The 17,415-nt window shown below is 54.3% G+C and carries 16 protein-coding genes; 11 read left to right on the top strand and 5 right to left on the bottom strand.

Annotated elements, in window-relative coordinates; genetic code table 11:
• Nucleotides 1-12 precede the first annotated feature (12 nt).
• Nucleotides 13-1,512, bottom strand: a complete 1,500-nt coding sequence (pgi, locus tag ACN0VD_RS00190; RefSeq protein ID WP_417590363.1) for a glucose-6-phosphate isomerase — start codon at nt 1,510-1,512, stop codon at nt 13-15.
• 153 nt (nt 1,513-1,665) lie between these two features.
• Between pgi and lepB the strand changes: the two genes are divergently transcribed.
• From lepB to ACN0VD_RS00170, 4 genes are all read left to right on the top strand, one after another.
• The gene (gene lepB / locus ACN0VD_RS00185; protein ID WP_417590361.1) at nt 1,666-2,469 is read left to right on the top strand and encodes a signal peptidase I; all 804 of its coding nucleotides are present in this window, start codon (nt 1,666-1,668) and stop codon (nt 2,467-2,469) included.
• Nucleotides 2,442-3,134, top strand: a complete 693-nt coding sequence (rnc, locus tag ACN0VD_RS00180) for a ribonuclease III (protein ID WP_417591057.1) — start codon at nt 2,442-2,444, stop codon at nt 3,132-3,134. The genes lepB and rnc overlap by 28 nt, the downstream gene beginning before the upstream one ends.
• Nucleotides 3,131-4,024, top strand: coding sequence for a GTPase Era (era, locus tag ACN0VD_RS00175; RefSeq protein ID WP_417590359.1), 894 nt, complete (start codon nt 3,131-3,133; stop codon nt 4,022-4,024). Before rnc ends, era begins: the two co-directional genes overlap by 4 nt.
• A gap of 178 nt (nt 4,025-4,202) precedes the next feature.
• A complete protein-coding gene (locus tag ACN0VD_RS00170; RefSeq protein WP_417590357.1) occupies nt 4,203-4,451 on the top strand; it encodes a YdcH family protein in 249 nt (82 codons plus the stop codon).
• Between the two features lie 120 nt (nt 4,452-4,571).
• Here ACN0VD_RS00170 and topA read toward each other — a convergent pair whose 3' ends face one another.
• The 3 genes from topA to plsY form a co-directional block, all read right to left on the bottom strand.
• Complete coding sequence (topA, locus tag ACN0VD_RS00165; protein ID WP_417590355.1) at nt 4,572-7,160, bottom strand: type I DNA topoisomerase; 2,589 nt, start codon at nt 7,158-7,160, stop codon at nt 4,572-4,574.
• A gap of 122 nt (nt 7,161-7,282) precedes the next feature.
• The gene (dprA, locus tag ACN0VD_RS00160) at nt 7,283-8,401 is read right to left on the bottom strand and encodes a DNA-processing protein DprA (protein WP_417590353.1); all 1,119 of its coding nucleotides are present in this window, start codon (nt 8,399-8,401) and stop codon (nt 7,283-7,285) included.
• A 5-nt stretch (nt 8,402-8,406) separates the two neighbouring features.
• On the bottom strand, nt 8,407-9,000 hold the full coding sequence (plsY, locus tag ACN0VD_RS00155) for a glycerol-3-phosphate 1-O-acyltransferase PlsY (RefSeq protein ID WP_417591055.1): 594 nt from the start codon (nt 8,998-9,000) through the stop codon (nt 8,407-8,409).
• 154 nt (nt 9,001-9,154) lie between these two features.
• Between plsY and murI the strand changes: the two genes are divergently transcribed.
• Both murI and hemA read left to right on the top strand, forming a co-directional pair.
• Nucleotides 9,155-9,967 carry a glutamate racemase gene (murI, locus tag ACN0VD_RS00150; RefSeq protein ID WP_417590351.1) on the top strand — a complete coding sequence of 271 codons (813 nt, stop codon included), beginning with the start codon at nt 9,155-9,157 and terminating at the stop codon, nt 9,965-9,967.
• 117 nt (nt 9,968-10,084) lie between these two features.
• The gene (gene hemA, locus ACN0VD_RS00145; RefSeq protein WP_417590349.1) at nt 10,085-11,305 is read left to right on the top strand and encodes a 5-aminolevulinate synthase; all 1,221 of its coding nucleotides are present in this window, start codon (nt 10,085-10,087) and stop codon (nt 11,303-11,305) included.
• 335 nt (nt 11,306-11,640) lie between these two features.
• Here the strand turns inward: hemA and ACN0VD_RS00140 are convergent, their stop codons facing one another.
• Entirely contained in the window at nt 11,641-12,624 is a 984-nt protein-coding gene (locus ACN0VD_RS00140) for a threonine ammonia-lyase (RefSeq protein ID WP_417590347.1), read from the bottom strand.
• A gap of 53 nt (nt 12,625-12,677) precedes the next feature.
• Between ACN0VD_RS00140 and ACN0VD_RS00135 the strand changes: the two genes are divergently transcribed.
• The 5 genes from ACN0VD_RS00135 (at nt 12,678) to ACN0VD_RS00115 (ending at nt 17,393) form a co-directional block, all read left to right on the top strand.
• Entirely contained in the window at nt 12,678-13,895 is a 1,218-nt protein-coding gene (locus ACN0VD_RS00135) for a saccharopine dehydrogenase C-terminal domain-containing protein (RefSeq protein ID WP_417590345.1), read from the top strand.
• A gap of 1 nt (nt 13,896) precedes the next feature.
• Nucleotides 13,897-15,066 (top strand): carboxynorspermidine decarboxylase, encoded by a 1,170-nt coding sequence (locus tag ACN0VD_RS00130; protein ID WP_417590343.1) that lies wholly within the window; start codon nt 13,897-13,899, stop codon nt 15,064-15,066.
• 146 nt (nt 15,067-15,212) lie between these two features.
• The gene (locus tag ACN0VD_RS00125; protein WP_417590341.1) at nt 15,213-16,412 is read left to right on the top strand and encodes a type III PLP-dependent enzyme; all 1,200 of its coding nucleotides are present in this window, start codon (nt 15,213-15,215) and stop codon (nt 16,410-16,412) included.
• 74 nt (nt 16,413-16,486) lie between these two features.
• Nucleotides 16,487-16,918, top strand: a complete 432-nt coding sequence (locus tag ACN0VD_RS00120; protein ID WP_417590339.1) for an MAPEG family protein — start codon at nt 16,487-16,489, stop codon at nt 16,916-16,918.
• Nucleotides 16,919-16,961: 43 nt separating this feature from the next.
• Complete coding sequence (locus tag ACN0VD_RS00115; RefSeq protein WP_417590337.1) at nt 16,962-17,393, top strand: MAPEG family protein; 432 nt, start codon at nt 16,962-16,964, stop codon at nt 17,391-17,393.
• Nucleotides 17,394-17,415 lie beyond the last annotated feature (22 nt).

The following is a 17,415-nucleotide window of genomic DNA, read 5'->3' as shown; positions in this document are numbered from 1 at the left end:
ATTTTCCTTATATCAGGTTCCGAATGCCCGCTTTTTCAGTTCTTCGGTCGAAACGTCCAATTGGTTACCATCGTCGCCCGCGAGATCGTTTGCCATTTGTTTGCCCAGTTCCACGCCAAACTGATCGAACGGATTGATATTTAACAACGCTGCATTCACAAATGTCCGATGCTCGTAAAAAGCGAGCAGCGCACCCACTGAACGTGCTTCCAAATCTTCCAATAAGAGGGTGAGCGATGGTCTGTCACCTGGATAGTTTCGATCACTGTCATCGGATTTTTTTCCCGCCATCAAAGCCGCACCTTGGGCGAAGCAATTGAGTAGCAGGCCGTTGTGATGAGCAGGATTGAGCGAATCGCCCGGCTCGATAACTGCAAGGAACTCGACCGGTACCAGATGAGTTCCCTGATGGAGCAACTGGAAAACCGCGTGTTGGGCATCCGTGCCGACACCACCCCAGACGATCGGACTCGACTCAAGTTCGAGCGGCGCGCCATCCAGCGTCACCGATTTGCCGTTGCTCTCCATCTCGAGTTGCTGGAGATAGTCGGGAAGTAGGCTCAAACGCTCGTCATAGGCAAAGACGGCCCGCGTCTCACATCCTCGGACCTGTGTATAATATTGATCGGAAAAGGCCGCAAGTACCGGAATATTCCGATCCCATGGAGTGTCCATAAAATGCTCGTCCATTGCGGCGGCACCGGCCAGCAAGTCTTCAAATACCTCATATCCCAGCGTCAGCGCCACACTGAAACTGATCGACGACCACAGGGAATAGCGCCCGCCAACGGTTTCAGAGAAAGGCAATATCCGGGTTTCATCGATACCCCATTCAACAGCCTGTTCGGGACTGGCGGTCAGGGCAATGACTTGGCCCAACGGATCGGACACGCCCTGTTCGCGCATCCACTCCAGTACCGAGTTAGCGTTGAGCAAAGTTTCGGCGGTAGTGAAAGTTTTGGAGGCAATGACGAGTAATGTTTTCGCTGCATCAAATCGTTCCATCACCGGTTCAAGCGCTACGCCATCGATATTGGACACGACCGCAAGTTCATATTTTTCGTCACCCAGCTTGAGTGCTTGATGCAGCATTTTGGGCCCGAGTGCCGAGCCGCCTATGCCGAGATGAATGATCTGGGTAAAATTGCCGAGAACGCCTGCATCAATCACCTCGATCAGGCTTTTCATACGCTGGTGTAGCGCCTGGGCATTGGCGACGCTCGCCGGATTGCCGGTACCGCGTTCCGCACAATGTTCTGCCGCCCGGCCTTCGCTAACATTGATCGCCTCGCCCGACAGAAACGCAGTCACTTTCGAGGACAATTCCATATCGTCCGCCAATTTTTGAAACGCGTTAACCGCACCCGCGTCGAGATGGGTCTTCGAGAAATCAAAATAGATACCCGACTGCTCCAATCCGAATTTTGCGACTCGCTGGTCATCTTCATCGAAAAGACTGGTCAGGGAAATGTGCGGGAGGGCTTTGATGGTTCGCCACTGGTGTGAAGTCATGCAATCATCCGATCTCTTGATACTCAAGTGCGTGCGGCCGTTGACCTGACCCTGCCCTATCTGCCCGATTAGCCCGTCTCAAGTTGAAAATTTGACTCCTGAGGAAAACGCAAGAAATCTTGACGCAATTGCCAATGTCGGCGAAGGGGCGCCATGGTGCGAAAGAAAGCAGAAAAATCTGAAACGCGGGACTTTGTCGCGTTCCTTGTAAAACTTGCAATATTCATTTTGATTTTGCGTAGTTTCATCATTTCACCGTTCAATATTCCTTCGGAATCGATGCAACCGCGTCTGGTCGTCGGAGACTATTTACTGGTCGCAAAATGGCCATACGGCTTTTCCAAATACAGTCTGCCGTTTAGCGTGCCGCTCATACCTGGTCGGATATTGCCCCATTCGCCAGAACCCGGTGATGTGGTTGTGTTCAAGGCGCCTCCAAGCGCGCGTGATGATTATATCAAGCGGGTCATTGCCCTGTCGGGGGACATAGTCCAGGTCACCAACGGTGTTGTTTCGATCAATGGTGTCGCCGTCGAACGCAAGAGAGTCGAAGATTTCGAACAGCCCGTCACCCCCAATAGCCCCTGCTATCGCGACGAATTTCAATCGCCGGGAGCAAATGGTATCACCATCTGTCGCTATCCACAATTTCAGGAAACCTTGCCTAACGGAGTGACTTATCGCGTTTTGGACATTTATGAAGATTCAGAAGGTGATAATACGCAGGCATTCATCGTACCGGATGGTCATATGTTTCTGATGGGTGACAATAGGGACCGCAGCGCAGACAGTCGCTTTCCTGCTGAAGAAGGTCAGGCCATCGGCATGGTGCCAGAAGAAAATCTGGTCGGTCGCGCCTTGGTTGTGGTATTCTCGACCGATGGGTCCGCGGAATGGATCAAGCCGTGGACATGGTTCACCGCGGCACGATGGGATCGGATTGGAGGAGGGTTTTGAGCCGTCCGGACTTTCTTGAATGGATAACCGAGATCATCGGCAAACCGCCCCTGTCACCAGAATTATATCGAAGAGCCGCAACACACGGGAGCCACGGTGAAAAGGATTATCAGCGACTGGAGTTTCTGGGTGACCGGGTCTTAGGGCTGGTCATCGCCGACCATCTCTACCACCAGTTTCCAAATGAACCGGAAGGACGATTGTCGCAACGTCTCAATGGTCTGGTCTCCGGTCCGGTGTGCGGCGCAGTCGCCAAGCAAATAGGCGTTAGCGATCATATATTGCTTGGAAAACAGGCGCGGGATGATGGTGCGCGCCAAAGTGTGAAGGTTTTGGGCGATGTGATGGAATCGTTAATCGGAGCGGTCTACATTGATCATGGGATGGAAGCCGCGCGAGCCTTTATTCTGCGCCATTGGGAAAACCGGTTTTCGGCCACTATCGCCGACATCCGGCACCCGAAATCCGCTTTGCAGGAATGGGCCGCGGCTCATAATCGAAAGGTTCCCCAATATGAACTGGTCGACAAAAGCGGCCCTCATCATGATTTGAAGTTCACCGTCCGGCTGAGCGTTCGCCATGTCGGCGAGGTTACGGCTACGGCTTCTGCCATTCAAGCCGCTGAAACGGAAGCGGCAAAGAAGTTTTTGGAAAAATTCACATGACACAAAAATGCGGCGTTGTAGCTTTGATTGGTGCGCCCAATGCAGGGAAATCAACCCTGATCAATGCGCTGGTCGGGCAGAAGGTTGCTATCACCAGCTCCAAACCGCAGACCACCCGGACAAGACTGTTGGGCATTGCGATTGAAGAGGATACCCAGCTTCTGCTCGTCGATACTCCGGGTATTTTCGAACCGCATCGTCGCCTTGACAGAGCAATGGTGTCAGCGGCTTGGGAAGGTGCCGAAGATGCCGATATCATCGTGCTTCTGGTCGATGCCCGGGCGGGTCTAGGAACGAAGGTTACCTCGATTGTCGAACGGATCAAGCACCGGTCAGAAAAGACCATTCTGGTAATGAACAAGGTCGATATTGCCGCTAAAGACAAGATGCTCGGCCATGTCGTCAAGCTGCATGAACTCGCCGATTTCGACGAAACCTTTTTTGTCAGTGCCAAGACTGGAGATGGACTGGAAGAATTGAGATCCTATCTGGTAAATGAGATGCCAGAAGGCTCGTGGCATTTTCCCGCCGATCAGGTTTCGGATGCCAGCGAACGCATTCTTGCAGCAGAAATTACCCGTGAACAGGTTTTCCGGCAATTGCATGCTGAACTGCCCTATGCGACAGCCATCGCAATGGAGCAATATAAGGAACGGCCCGACGGGTCGGTCGAGATTCATCAGCAAATTCTCGTTGAGAAAGCCAGTCAGAAAGCGATTATTCTCGGCAAAGGTGGTCACCAGATCAAGGATATTGGCGCCAAAGCCCGCGCTGAGCTTTCCGGAATTTTGGGCAAACCTGTTCATCTCTATCTTCACGTCAAAGTCAGCGCCAACTGGGATGAAGACAAAAGCCTCTATCAGGATATGGGACTGGATTGGGTTAAGTAGACGGTTTCCATCCGGCCGGTGACGCAATCCCATGCAAAGCAGTACGTAGATTCCCTGATATGCGAGCGGAGAGCTTGCGAATAACTGCAAACCCAAGAGGCGGTGGATCGGTTGGCCAATTCGGGTCTAACCCAGCGTAGCTTTAAGAAAATGATTTAATCGCACAAAGGGAATGTAGATGAGCCACGTATTGCACGATCTTCATGCCGAATTTCCAGATGACGGAGACACACTCCATCAGTTGAAGGTTTCAGATCCACATTTCCGCGCGATTTCGGACCGCTATCACGAGATCAACAAGAAGATTCATCGCATTGAAGCGGAAGTTGATGTGGCGTCTGACGAACGAAGCGAGGAACTAAAAAAGCAGCGCCTGCTTATACTCGACGAAGTTGCTGCGATAATTTCGAAAGCCAAAGCGGCTTGAATGCACGCGGGTTCAGCTAGCGATAAATTCGCCATCTGAGGCGTTGAAATAGATTCGCGCCCATATCGGCTCGGGGAAGGATAGGTTTTGGCACCCTTCCCAGCCTGACATATCGATAGCCTATTCGGCTTTCGCTTTTGCTGGTGTTTTCGGTGTCTTTTTTCCCACAGGCTTTTTCTTTGCCGCAGGCTTCTTCTTGGCGGCTGGTTTTTTCTTTGGAGCAGCCTTTTTCTTTGCCCGCTTTTTTGCGGGCCCCTTGGCTGCGCGATCATCGATCAACTGAGCCGCTTCTTCAAGAGTAAGCTGATCCTTGTCCACCGTCTTGGGCAAAGACGCATTGGTCGTTCCGTCGGTGACATAGGGACCATAACGGCCGTCCATCAATTTGATTTCTTCATCGGTCCGCGGATGTTTGCCCATGATCTTTAGGGGCTCCATCTTGCCGCGACCGCGACCACCTCCATTTTTGGCAGCATCGGCCAATTTGGCTACCGCAGCATTCATTCCAATTTCGAAGACTTCCTGCGTATTCTCCAGACGGGCTGATTTCCCGTTATGGCTCAGATAGGGCCCATAGCGTCCGATTTGTGCGGTGACCGGTTCACCGGTTTCTGGATGGATACCGACTTCGCGCGGAAGCGACAGCAGCTTGACCGCCCATTCAAGTCCGAAATCTTCTGCCGGGATATCTTTGGGAATAGATGACCGTTTGGCATCCTTGCCCTCGCCTTTTTCGACATAGGGTCCGAAACGGCCGACCTTTTTGGTGATTTTTTCTTCGCTGTCCGGATCAATACCCAGTTCCTGCGGCCCTTCATCTTCATCACCATTGGTTCCGCCGCCCTGCGCAAAGCGCCGGGTGAATTTGCATTCCGGATAATTTGAACAGGCAACAAAGGCGCCGAAACGTCCACCACGCAAGGCGAGCTTTCCCTCGTTGCAACGCGGGCATAGCCGCGGATCACTGCCATCTTCCTTTTCCGGAAAAAGATAGTCGCTCAGGAAGGTGTCCAGTTCTGCTGTAACTTCCGATGGCAGTTTTTCCATGACTTCAACGGTCTTGGGTTTAAAGTCATGCCAGAAGGCTTCAAGTATGGCCTGCCATTGTGCCCGCCCACCGCTGACTTCGTCGAGTTCGTCTTCGAGCCCGGCGGTATAATCATAGGCAACATAGCGCTCAAAAAACCGCTCGAGGAAACCGATCAGCAGCCGCCCGCTTTCCTCTGCAAAGAACCGGTTCTTCTCAATTCGGACATAGGCGCGATCTTTCAGGGTCTTGATGATCGACGCGTAGGTTGACGGGCGTCCAATCCCCAATTCTTCCATTTTCTTGACCAGACTGGCTTCGCTGTAGCGCGGTGGCGGCTGGGTGAAATGCTGGAGTGCTTCCACGGATTTCTTGGCCGGACTGTCACCCTTGGACATTGCTGGCAGCAAACCGCTGTCCTCGTCCTTGTCGTCATCCCGCCCTTCTTCGTAAAGCGCGAGGAAACCCGGGAATTTAACAACCTGTCCATTGGCCCTGAGACCTGTTTTCCCGGTTCCGTCAAGCATTTCCACGGTAGTGCGTTCTAGCCGGGCGGAAGCCATTTGACTGGCCATCGCGCGTTTCAATATCAGATCATATAATTTGGCATGGTCGCCACTACCCACGGTGCGCGTAGTAAAACTCGTCGGCCGGATTGCTTCATGCGCTTCCTGCGCGTTTTTTGCCTTGGTTTTGTAGATACGCGGATTGTCCGGAACATAACTAGCGTCATAACGATCCGCGATCGCCTTGCGCGCCGCAGAAATGGCACTGCCATCCATCTGGACACCGTCGGTACGCATATAGGTAATTGCACCATCTTCATAAAGCTGCTGGGCAATCCGCATGGTGTGACTGGCAGAATAGCCCAGTTTGCGCGCCGCTTCCTGTTGTAAGGTTGACGTGGTAAAGGGCGGCGGCGGATTGCGGGTAAGCGGCTTGGTTTCGATCGATTCGACCGTGAACAGACCGTTTTCGACCGCGGCCTTGGCCAGCATCGCCTGGCTTTCATTGGCCAGATCCATCTTGCCCAGTTTTTTGCCATCGTGGACCGTCAGCCGCGCAACGAAGGCTTGCCCATCCTGTTCCATCTGCGCGCTAACTGACCAATATTCCTGCGGGACAAATGCCTCGATTTCCCGTTCACGTTCGACGATCAACTTGAGCGAGACCGATTGCACACGGCCAGCAGATTTCGCGCCCGGCAACTTACGCCACAAGACCGGAGACAAGGTAAAGCCGACCAGATAATCGAGCGCCCGCCGCGCACGATAGGCGTCGATCAGATCCTCATCCAGCGCCCGCGGATGAGCCATGGCGTCGGTAACAGCAGCCTTGGTAATCGCATTGAACGTAACCCGGTCGACTTTTTCGGGAAGTGCCTTTTTCTTTCGCAACACTTCCAGAACGTGCCAGCTTATCGCCTCGCCCTCACGATCAGGGTCAGTGGCAAGGATCAGGCGCGTGGCTTTTTTCGATTCGTCCGTAATTGCTTTCAGCTGCTTGGTCTTGTCGGAATAATTCTGCCAGGTCATGGCAAAGCCATCATCCGGATCGACTGAGCCATCCTTGGGCGGTAGATCCCGAATATGGCCGTAGGACGCCAATACCTTGAAATCCGATCCCAGATATTTTTCGATGGTTTTGGCTTTGGCGGGGGACTCGACAATAACTAGCTGCATATGTTCCGATTTTCTTTGTTCTCACGTATACGCGCGAGGCTGTGACAGGGATTGGCTGTAGGTCAAGGCCCTGAATGAAGATTTTTGTCAATGGCGATATAAATTAGTCCGGTGCGCGCCACCTAGTTTCTCAAGCTTACACGAGCGCCGGCATGACGCACGAGTCGTCCTGCGAGTTCCAGTTCAAGCAGCGCAAATTGCACCGAAGACGGGGGAAGGCCCGATTGCCGGACAAGTTCGTCAATAGGCACTGGCGTCACGCTCAGAAAATTTACGAGTGGCGTACGATCAAGCTTCTCAACACTGAAATTGTCGGTTTCGCGGATTGTGGAGATTTTACATTTTTTGGGCATTTCATTGCTGGCATTCATATTTTCCGCCCGATCATCAAAATGACGGATCAGTTCCAGTATGTCATCGGCAGACTGGATCAGCATTGCTCCCTCCCGGATCAGCATATTGCATCCTCTTGATCGTGGATCGATTGGAGATCCCGGCACCGCCATCACCTGACGCCCTGACTCCGCCGCTAATCTAGCTGTGATCAGCGAACCGGAACGTGGAGCTGCTTCGACCACCAGAGTACCTCTTGCCAGTCCAGCGATGATCCGGTTGCGATAAGGAAAATGACGCGCGCGCGGTTCGGTTCTCGGTGGCTGCTCCGCCAGCAGAAGGCCCTGTTCCGCTATCGACCGCTGGATACCCTCATTCTCCGGTGGATAATATACATCCAGTCCGCCAGCAATTACGCCGATCGTTGCTTTCTCCAGCGAACCTTGATGGGCGGCGGTATCGATGCCTCGTGCCAAGCCCGAAACGACAGACACACCTGCCTCAACCAGATCATTGGCCAGATCACGGGCAAAGCGACAAGCCGCAGCCGAGGCGTTTCGTGCACCGACTATCGCAACCACAGGCTTGTCCAGCAGTTCTAATCGGCCTTGCCAAAGTAGCGCCGGTGGAGGATTGCCCAACTCCGCCAACAAGGCTGGATAGCCATGATCACCGAGAAAGAGAAAACGGGCCCCCAAATCGCGTGCCGCTTTGATTTCACGATCGATCTGCTCCTTGTCGGCAATATGGGGCGCCCTTCCACCGCCACGTGCAGCCATTTCGGGAATAGCATCCAGCGCGCGTGTTGCAGAACCAAATCGTTTGATCAATTGCTGGTAGGTAACAGGCCCTATATTTTCGGATCGGATAAGCCGAAGTCGGTCAAACGCTTCTTGGCTTTTCCCCATTCACTTCAGACCTTTTTTGATGCTCCGATTTTAGGTTCTTCACCGGCGATCAGACGCTCTATATTGGAGCGATGTTTCCACAATACCAGCAGCGCCAGACCGACGAACATCGGTATCATGCCGGATTCTCCCAGAACGAAAGCTGCTATCGGCACCGATATGGCTGCAAGCATTCCTCCTACGGATGAATAGCGCCAGAGCGCAAGCGAGCCAAGCCAGGTGACCGCAAATATCAACCCCGCCGCGGGAATCAGGGCGGTTACGACGCCGAGCAGCGTCGCAACGCCCTTGCCACCTTTGAACCGTAGCCATACCGGGTAAAGATGGCCTAGAAAGGCCCCCAATCCGGCAAGAACACCCAGTCCGCCGGAAATCTGCATGGCGAGATAAACTGCCGCAAAGCCCTTTCCCATATCCAGCAGGAGGGTCAGGGCCGCGAGCCCCTTGTTTCCGGAGCGCAACACATTTGTTGCGCCGATATTGCCGGATCCCGTTTTGCGCAGATCGCCGCCGCCTGTTGCTCTGGTCAGCAGAAGTCCAAAGGGAATCGAACCCAGCAAATAGCCGAACAATAACGCCAATATCGGTTCTACCCACATAGACTGCACTGAAATTACCCCTTTTCGGGTCGGCGACTATATTCACCGACGATAATCAGCAAGTCTCAGGGCTGAAAAAACGGCTAAGGTCAAACACATGTCAGACGAACCGAAGCGGTTGCCGTTTCCATGCAATTCTGGCTATGGGCAATGAATGACCAAAACACCGCCTGGCGAATGCCCTCCCCTGTTATTTTTCGACACTGGTGTCGGCGGTCTTTCGGTGTTGCGAGAGTCGATAAAACTGCTGCCCCATGCTTCGATCGTCTATGCAGCAGACTATGCCGGGCTTCCTTACGGGATGAAGTCCGAAGCCGAACTCGCATCGCGTGTACCGGCGTTACTGGGCCGCCTCGTCGAGCGTTACAAGCCGGCAATAGCGACAATTGCCTGCAATACCGCTTCGACGATCGCCCTTGATCATGTCCGTTCGGCATTGAATATTCCGGTTGTCGGCACCGTGCCAGCGATCAAACCGGCAAGCCTCATTACCAGAACCGGGGTGATCGGGCTTCTCGGGACCAAGGCAACTATAAGACAACCCTATGTCGACCGGCTAGCCGCCGATTTTGCTGCCGACAAGATTTTGCTTCGTCATGCATGTCCCGAGCTTGTCTATGCTGCAGAAGCCAAATTGCGTGGAGAAATACCCGATCCGCACGTTATTGAAGAAGCCATAACCGGATTGACGGGGCAGCCGGGCGGGGAGAAGATTGATACGGTCATTCTCGCCTGCACCCATTTTCCACTGGTGCGAGACGAATTGTCCGCAGCAGCGCGACAGCCCATCCAGTTTATCGATGGCGCGCAGGGCATAGCCCGGCGGATCGCCTATCTCACAAAGGATATGAGCTGGTCGGGCACTCGCCAGGACAGCATATTTGTCACTACAGGTGGCTTGACCGATATCGAGCCGTATCGACCAGCAATCCGCCAATATGGCATCGAACGATATGAGACTCTCTAGGCCAGGGGAGAACAACTCTTATTGCGAATGGTTTGCGCTGGAAATTGTTGGAAAAGGCAGCTAAGAGCCATTTCAAGACGACCGCAAGAACAGATTTGACGCAGGATTTGGTGAACAGTGGATTACGATAAAATTTTTTCGCAAGCGATTGACCGGCTGCATGCCGAGGGACGCTATAGGGTATTCATCGACATTCTGCGCAACAAGGGCGCTTTTCCGAATGCCCGCTGTTTTGCGCATCACAACGGACCGCAACCGGTAACCGTCTGGTGCTCTAACGATTATCTCGCGATGGGCCAGCATCCAGATGTCATTGCCGCGATGGAAGAGGCGCTGCACGATGTTGGCGCCGGTTCAGGTGGAACGCGCAATATTGGCGGCAACACCCATTATCATATCGAGCTCGAGCGGGAACTGGCAGACTGGCATAATAAATCCGGCGCGCTACTGTTCACATCCGGCTATGTATCGAACGAAGCGACGCTCTCGACGCTGACCAAAATTCTCCCGGGCTGCATCATTTTTTCCGACGAGCTCAACCATGCCTCGATGATCGCCGGAATCAAGAACAGCGGCTGCGAAAAGCGGGTGTTCCGGCATAATGATCTGGAGCATCTTGAAGAAATGCTGGCTGCCGAAGATCCTGAAGTTCCGAAACTGATTGCCTTCGAAAGTATCTATTCGATGGATGGTGATATCGCGCCGCTCCATGCAATCTGTGATCTCGCCGACAAATATAATGCGTTGACCTATTGTGACGAAGTGCATGCTGTTGGCATGTACGGCGAGCGTGGCGGCGGTATTTCCGAGCGTGATAGTGCGGCGGAAAGAATAACGATCATCGAGGGCACATTGGCCAAGGCGGTTGGTGTCATGGGCGGCTATATCACCGCTGATCAGAAGATTGTTGATGTCATCCGGTCCTATGCGCCGGGCTTTATCTTCACAACCAGCCTGTCTCCTGTGCTGGTCGCCGGTGCGCTGGCCAGTATTCGTCATCTGAAACAGTCAACCGCAGAACGCGATGGCCAGCAGGCCGCCGCGCAGAAGCTCAAGGACCTGTTTGCCGACGCCGGCCTGCCAGTGATGGATTCCTCGACCCATATCGTTCCGCTGCAGGTGGGCGATCCGGTCAAAGCCAAGAAAATCAGCGACGTTCTGCTCGCCGAATATGGCGTCTATGTACAGCCGATCAACTATCCGACCGTCCCGCGTGGCACCGAACGGCTGCGTTTCACGCCCGGTCCAGCGCATAGCGAAGCGATGATGGTCGATCTGACTCAGGCTCTGGTGGAAATCTGGAGTCGGATGGACCTGCAACGCGCGATCGCCGCCTGATTTCCGGATCAGCTTTTTCGCATTGCCATGAAATCATTGGAACAATCTCCCGATTGATTTTCGCTGTTTTCGCCGTGCGATAAAGATCCGCGAGAGCTTTACACAAGCGCGTGCTTGTCTTTTCTGTGACCTTTGGCCCCAGTCAGCAGAATCCCTGCCGTTCTCGTTCTCGCGCTGTTTGCCGAGTGTGGCCTTCCAGACCTGCGTCAAAATGCCGATGGTTTTGCGCGCGGACCGGCAGTGGCGTTATCATCTATCCAAATTGTCAAAGAGCCTGAATCAAAACCGCCTAAAGATATGTCATCAGAACCAATGTAGGAAAGAAGAATCAGGCCCTAGCCACCCGCCATGATGTCCGCGAACCGCTGACGGTCGACATTGCCCCCCGACAGCGTGATGGCGGTCCGGTCGGTCAGTCCGACCTTGCCAGCGAGAAGCGCCGCCAGCGCAACGGCACCGCCCGGTTCAACGACCAAGCGCAATTTCTCGAATGCCACCCGCATCGCGTGATGCACTTCAGCGGTGGAAACGGCGATGCCTGTGGCGTCGCGATCTTTCAGAATATTGAACGTGATTGGCGCAACGCTGAGCGTTTGTAGCGCGTCGCAATCGGTCGCGGGCGGGTTGTCCTCTACCGGCACGATCGCTCCACCTTCCAGCGAGCGTTTCATGTCATCCCAGCCTTCCGGCTCGACGACCATAATTTTGGCGTCAGGGTTGGCCAGAGCGGTTCCACTTGCCAGGCCTCCACCGCCGCAGCAGGCGACAATCTGATCCGGCTCCGATCCGGTTCGGGCCCGCACCTGTTCGCGGATTTCCAGACCGCAGCTACCCTGTCCCTCGACGATCCAGGGATCATCGAAACTGGGAACAACCACGGCTCCGCTTTTCTGCGATAGATCGGCTGCCAATTGTTCCCGATTACCGCCCATCCTGTCATAGGTGATGACCTTGGCGCCCAATGCCTTTGTATTCTCCAGTTTCGCCCTGGGAGCGTCCTCAGGCATGATGATCGTCGCAGGTATGTTCAGCCTGTGAGCAGCCCATGCAACGCCCTGTGCATGATTTCCGCTGGAAAAGGCAATGACACCCCGCTGGCCCTGATCATCGTTCAGATCGGTCAAACGGTGCCAGCCACCCCGTATTTTGAACGCGCCAATCGGTTGCAGGCATTCTGCCTTGCACCAGACTGTCTTGCCATCAATTTCCAAAGGCAACAGCGGTGTCGCCGGCAGTATGTCAGCAACTTTTCTTGCCGCTCGTTCAACCCCTGCAAGTGTTGGTTTGCGCTCAGGGTCCATCAGGTCTTGCTCTGTCATGACCTCTCCCTATATGCGGGGCTAACATTTCTCCAGCATTTAGAGTGGAAATCATGGGCAAAATATTGGTGATCGGCGCAGGTGGCGTCAGTTCGGTAGCTGTGCACAAAATGGCTCAGCTGATAGCGGCAGGCAGCGGGCCTTTCAGCGAAATTCTACTGGCCAGTCGGACTTTATCAAAATGCGAAGCGATTGCCGAGTCGGTCAAGCAGCGGACCGGTGTGGCGATATCCACTTCCCAGATTGATGCCGACGATGTTCCGGCACTGAGCGCGCTGATCGAGCGGGAAAAGCCCGATCTGGTGGTCAATCTGGCGCTGCCCTATCAGGATCTGCCGATCATGGATGCGTGCCTCGCGACCAGGACGGACTATCTCGATACCGCCAATTACGAACCGCGCGACGAAGCCAAGTTCGAATATAAATGGCAGTGGGACTATCAGGACCGGTTCCAGAATGCCGGGATCATGGCGCTGCTCGGCTCCGGCTTTGATCCGGGCGTGACCAGCGTGTTCACCTGCTGGCTGAAGAAGCATCATTTCGACCGGATCGACACGCTCGACATTCTCGACTGCAACGGCGGCGATCACGGCCAGCATTTTGCCACCAATTTCAATCCCGAGATCAACATCCGGGAAGTCACCGCCAATTCGCGGCATTGGGAGAATGGCCAGTGGGTCGAGGGACCGGCGCTGACCCAGAAGCAGGAATTTGATTTCGAGGCCGTTGGTCCGAAGAATATGTATCTGATGTATCACGAGGAAATCGAGTCGCTGAAGACGCATCTGCCGGAAATCCAGCGCATCCGCTTCTGGATGACCTTTGGCGATGCCTATCTCACCCATCTCGAAGTACTTCAAAATGTTGGCATGACGCGGATTGACCCGGTGATGTATGAAGGACGCGAGATCATTCCGCTCCAGTTCCTGAAAGCGGTACTGCCGGAACCGGCCAGCCTGGGCGAAACGACCAAGGGCAATACCAATATCGGCGTGATTGCCACCGGCATGAAGGATGGCGTCGAGAAGACGCTCTACGTCAAGAATATCTGCAGTCATGAAGCGGCGTTCGAGGAAACCGGCAACCAGGGTGTCAGCTATACCACCGGCGTTCCGGCGATGATCGGCGCGGCTATGATGCTGTCCGGCCAGTGGAAGGGCGATGGCGTGTTCAATATGGAAGAGTTCGATCCGGACCCGTTCATGGCGATGCTGAACCAGCATGGCCTGCCATGGAAATTGGAAGAATTGGAAGCACCTTTGGCTTTCTAGGATGGAGACCAAGGCAGGCGATCCCGGCGCTTTTGCGCATTTCGATCTGGGCCGCGTGCCCTCGCCCGCCTTTGTCGTGGATGAGGCTGCTGTGCGGCGGAATCTGGCGATATTGGCGGATATCAGGGAACGATCCGGTGCCAAGGTCCTGCTGGCGCTGAAGGCCTTTTCCATGTGGTCTCTGGCGCCGCTGATCGATGAATATCTTGATGGCTATTGCGCTTCAGGTCTTTGGGAGGCGCGGCTTGCGAAGGAACATTTCCGCGGGCCGATCAGCACCTATTCTCCTGCTTATAAAGCTGACGATCTGGCCGAACTAAGCCAGATTTTGGAACATATTACGTTCAACAATCCGTCGCAGATTGAGCGATGGAAAAGTGATTCCAATCAGGATATTGCACTCGATAGTTTAGAAATTGGATTAAGAATCAATCCGCAAATCCCGCTGGGCGAGACGGAGAAATATGATCCGAGCCAGCCGCACAGCCGGCTGGGCTTTCCGATCAGCCAGTTAAAGCCCGAGCATTTCCAGCATCTGTCCGGCATCCACTTTCACAATCTTTGCGAACAGGGTTTTGATGCGCTGCAGTCGACCTGGGAGAAGGTGGAGCCGTTTATCGCGCCGCATTTCGCCTCGCTCAAATGGATCAATCTGGGTGGCGGGCACCATATCACGCGCGATGATTATGATCGCGAGGCGCTGGTGGGTTTCTTGAAAGATCTGAAAGCGCGGTCGGGCTGCGACATCTATCTCGAACCCGGTGAGGCCGTGGCGCTGGATGCCGGGATATTGGTCGGCGAGATACTGGATGTCTTCGACAATGGCATGCCAGTCGCGATCACCGATATCTCGGCGACCTGCCATATACCGGACGTGATCGAGGCGCCTTATCGCCCGGCCATGCTGGGTGAGCGCAGCGACGGCACGGCCGTTCGTCTCGGTGGCCCCAGCTGTCTTGCAGGCGACATCATCGGTGATTATATCCTGCCCGTTGAGCCGCATGTCGGGCAGCGGATCGCCTTTCTCGATCAGGCGCATTATTCGATGGTCAAGACGAACACGTTCAATGGCGTTCCCCTGCCCTCGATCTGGCTGTGGAACAGTGAAAATGACGAGCTGAAATGTGTCAAAAACTTCGACTGGTCGACATTTCGTGACCGTTTGAGCTAGAAAATTGACCTGTTGTGGCAAATTCTGTAAATGCAGGTCTTTACAGATTAATCCAGCGGCCATATAGCCGCGCTTCGCTGCCCCATGGCCGCTTGCGAATCCGCAAGGCAGCTCAATCGATCTTAGCCGATAGGGGGTCCCTTGAGTTGCACTATTACCATGATGCTGAGGAGCTAACGAGGGCTCTCAGCCCCGATATTCCAGTTTTGCTAAACCGGCCACACGCAGCCCGTCGTGCTGCGCGCTATTTCGTAGAGCAATTTCCCGGCAAGTCGCTCTATGCTGTGAAGGCGAATCCCTCGCCCACATTGCTGCAATTGCTGTGGGAAGAAGGCGTGACCCACTTCGACGTGGCGTCGATTGATGAAGTTCGCATCGTTCGCGCGGCGCTGCCAGACGCGACACTCTGCTACATGAATCCGGTCAAGCAACTGGCATCGGTACGCGAAGCCTATCACGAACATGGTGTGCGGATTTTCTCGCTCGACAGTATCGAGGAGTTGGAGAAGATCGAGCTTGGCACCGGCAATGCCGAGGACCTGACGCTCTGCGTCCGGATTCGCGTGGCTTCGGAATTTGCCGAAATCAGCCTCGCGTCCAAATTTGGAATCGATGTAGATGAATCGGCAGAATTGCTCCAGCGCGCGCGGCAGCGGGCCGATTGCCTCGGCATCTGCTTCCACGTCGGCAGCCAGGCGATGACGCCGCTCGCCTATGTCCATGCTCTGGAGCGGGTCCGCACCGCGATTGTCGGCGCATCAGTCACCGTAGACATCGTCAATGTCGGTGGTGGTTTTCCGTCCATCTATCCCGATCTGGCGCCGGTTTCGCTCAATCATTATTTCTCCGCGATCGACCGCACGTTCGAGGATCTGCCGATCAGCTATTCAGCCGAACTCTGGTGCGAACCGGGCCGTGCCCTTTCGGCCGAATATAGTTCGCTGGTGGTCAAGGTCGAACGCCGCCGCGGTAACGAACTGTTTATCAACGACGGTGCCTATGGCACGTTGTTTGACGCCGCCCATATCGGATGGCGGTTTCCGGTTCGCCAGGTCGGTGCAGATAGTGAAAACGGAACGACCAGCGGGTTCAGCTTCTACGGCCCGACCTGCGATGACATGGATTTCATGGCCGGGCCATTTGTCCTGCCGGACGACGTCAAGGCGGGTGACTATATCGAGATCGGTATGATCGGCGCTTATGGTTCCGCGATGCGGACCAAATTCAACGGCTATGGCAGCAGCGACGAATATGATGTCACGGACGAACCGATGGCCAGCCTCTATGTCGGCGATAATCTGGATCGGTCTGATCGCGACAATGTGGTTTCTTTCCCGAGCGCATAGCCGCCAATATAGGTTGCAATTGACAATCGGTTACAGTTGACGCAGTTTCTCCCTGTTTCGGGAGGACAAGAATCATGGATATTGCAATATTGGCACCGGCGGCGGTGCTGGTTTTATGGTCTCTGATCATGCTGCTCTGGATGGCCGGAACAAGATTTCCCGCCATGGCAAAATCCGGTCAAGATCTGGCCAATGCGAAGCCCGGTGGCCGGGGGATCGATCTTGAAGGCGTGATCCCGGACAAGGTGAACTGGAAATCCCACAATTACACCCATTTGATGGAGCAGCCGACGCTATTTTACGCCACGGTTGTAATCCTTGCGCTCACCAATGCCGGGCACGGCCTGAACCTTTATCTTGCCTGGGCCTATGTGGCCATCCGGATCGTTCACAGCATCTGGCAGGCGACCGTCAATCTGGTCAAGGTCCGCTTTCTGCTGTTCGTGGTAGCGACCATCTGTCTGCTGATCATGGCGATCAATGCCGTCTGGGTCACGCTGTTCTAAAGCGACAAAAGCTTGAATATCGAATAATTTAACGGGAGGAATAATGATGGACAATAGCGCTTTGCTGCAACCGATGGTTGCGCTGATTTTATGGACGATGCTGATCTGGCTGTGGATGTATATCACGAGAATTCCGGCGATGAACAAGGCCAAGATCGACACCGCCAATCTGGTTGGTGGCAAGGGTGGTGATCTGGACGAATTGCTGCCACCGGAAGTGCAGTGGAAAGCGCATAATTATAACCATTTGCTGACAGAACCGACCCTGTTTTACGCCATTTGCGTCGTCTTGATCTTTGCCGGGCAGGATTTCGGGCTAAATCTGACCATCGCATGGATCTATGTCGGCTTGCGCGTGCTCCACAGCCTTATTCAGGTCACCAGCAACCGGGTATTATATCGATTCTCTGTATTTGCATTGTCCAGCCTTTGCATCATCGCGCTGGCAATCCACGCAGCGATCGCGGTTTTTTAGCAATCAGAATATCCCGCGCAGG

The sequence above is a fragment of the Parasphingorhabdus sp. genome, assembly GCF_048267785.1.
In the GTDB taxonomy this organism is placed as follows: Bacteria; Pseudomonadota; Alphaproteobacteria; order Sphingomonadales; family Sphingomonadaceae; genus Parasphingorhabdus.
This window is presented reverse-complemented; position numbering and strand designations above follow the sequence as displayed.

Bases quoted from the DNA above. Each gene is read 5' to 3' on its own strand.
- pgi (WP_417590363.1), bottom strand. From the start codon at position 1,512: ATGACTTCACACCAGTGGCGAACCATCAAAGCCCTCCCGCACATTTCC.
- lepB (WP_417590361.1), top strand. From the start codon at position 1,666: ATGGTGCGAAAGAAAGCAGAAAAATCTGAAACGCGGGACTTTGTCGCG.
- rnc (WP_417591057.1), top strand. From the start codon at position 2,442: ATGGGATCGGATTGGAGGAGGGTTTTGAGCCGTCCGGACTTTCTTGAA.
- era (WP_417590359.1), top strand. From the start codon at position 3,131: ATGACACAAAAATGCGGCGTTGTAGCTTTGATTGGTGCGCCCAATGCA.
- ACN0VD_RS00170 (WP_417590357.1), top strand. From the start codon at position 4,203: ATGAGCCACGTATTGCACGATCTTCATGCCGAATTTCCAGATGACGGA.
- topA (WP_417590355.1), bottom strand. From the start codon at position 7,160: ATGCAGCTAGTTATTGTCGAGTCCCCCGCCAAAGCCAAAACCATCGAA.
- dprA (WP_417590353.1), bottom strand. From the start codon at position 8,401: ATGGGGAAAAGCCAAGAAGCGTTTGACCGACTTCGGCTTATCCGATCC.
- plsY (WP_417591055.1), bottom strand. From the start codon at position 9,000: ATGTGGGTAGAACCGATATTGGCGTTATTGTTCGGCTATTTGCTGGGT.
- murI (WP_417590351.1), top strand. From the start codon at position 9,155: ATGACCAAAACACCGCCTGGCGAATGCCCTCCCCTGTTATTTTTCGAC.
- ACN0VD_RS00140 (WP_417590347.1), bottom strand. From the start codon at position 12,624: ATGACAGAGCAAGACCTGATGGACCCTGAGCGCAAACCAACACTTGCA.
- ACN0VD_RS00135 (WP_417590345.1), top strand. From the start codon at position 12,678: ATGGGCAAAATATTGGTGATCGGCGCAGGTGGCGTCAGTTCGGTAGCT.
- ACN0VD_RS00130 (WP_417590343.1), top strand. From the start codon at position 13,897: ATGGAGACCAAGGCAGGCGATCCCGGCGCTTTTGCGCATTTCGATCTG.
- ACN0VD_RS00120 (WP_417590339.1), top strand. From the start codon at position 16,487: ATGGATATTGCAATATTGGCACCGGCGGCGGTGCTGGTTTTATGGTCT.
- ACN0VD_RS00115 (WP_417590337.1), top strand. From the start codon at position 16,962: ATGATGGACAATAGCGCTTTGCTGCAACCGATGGTTGCGCTGATTTTA.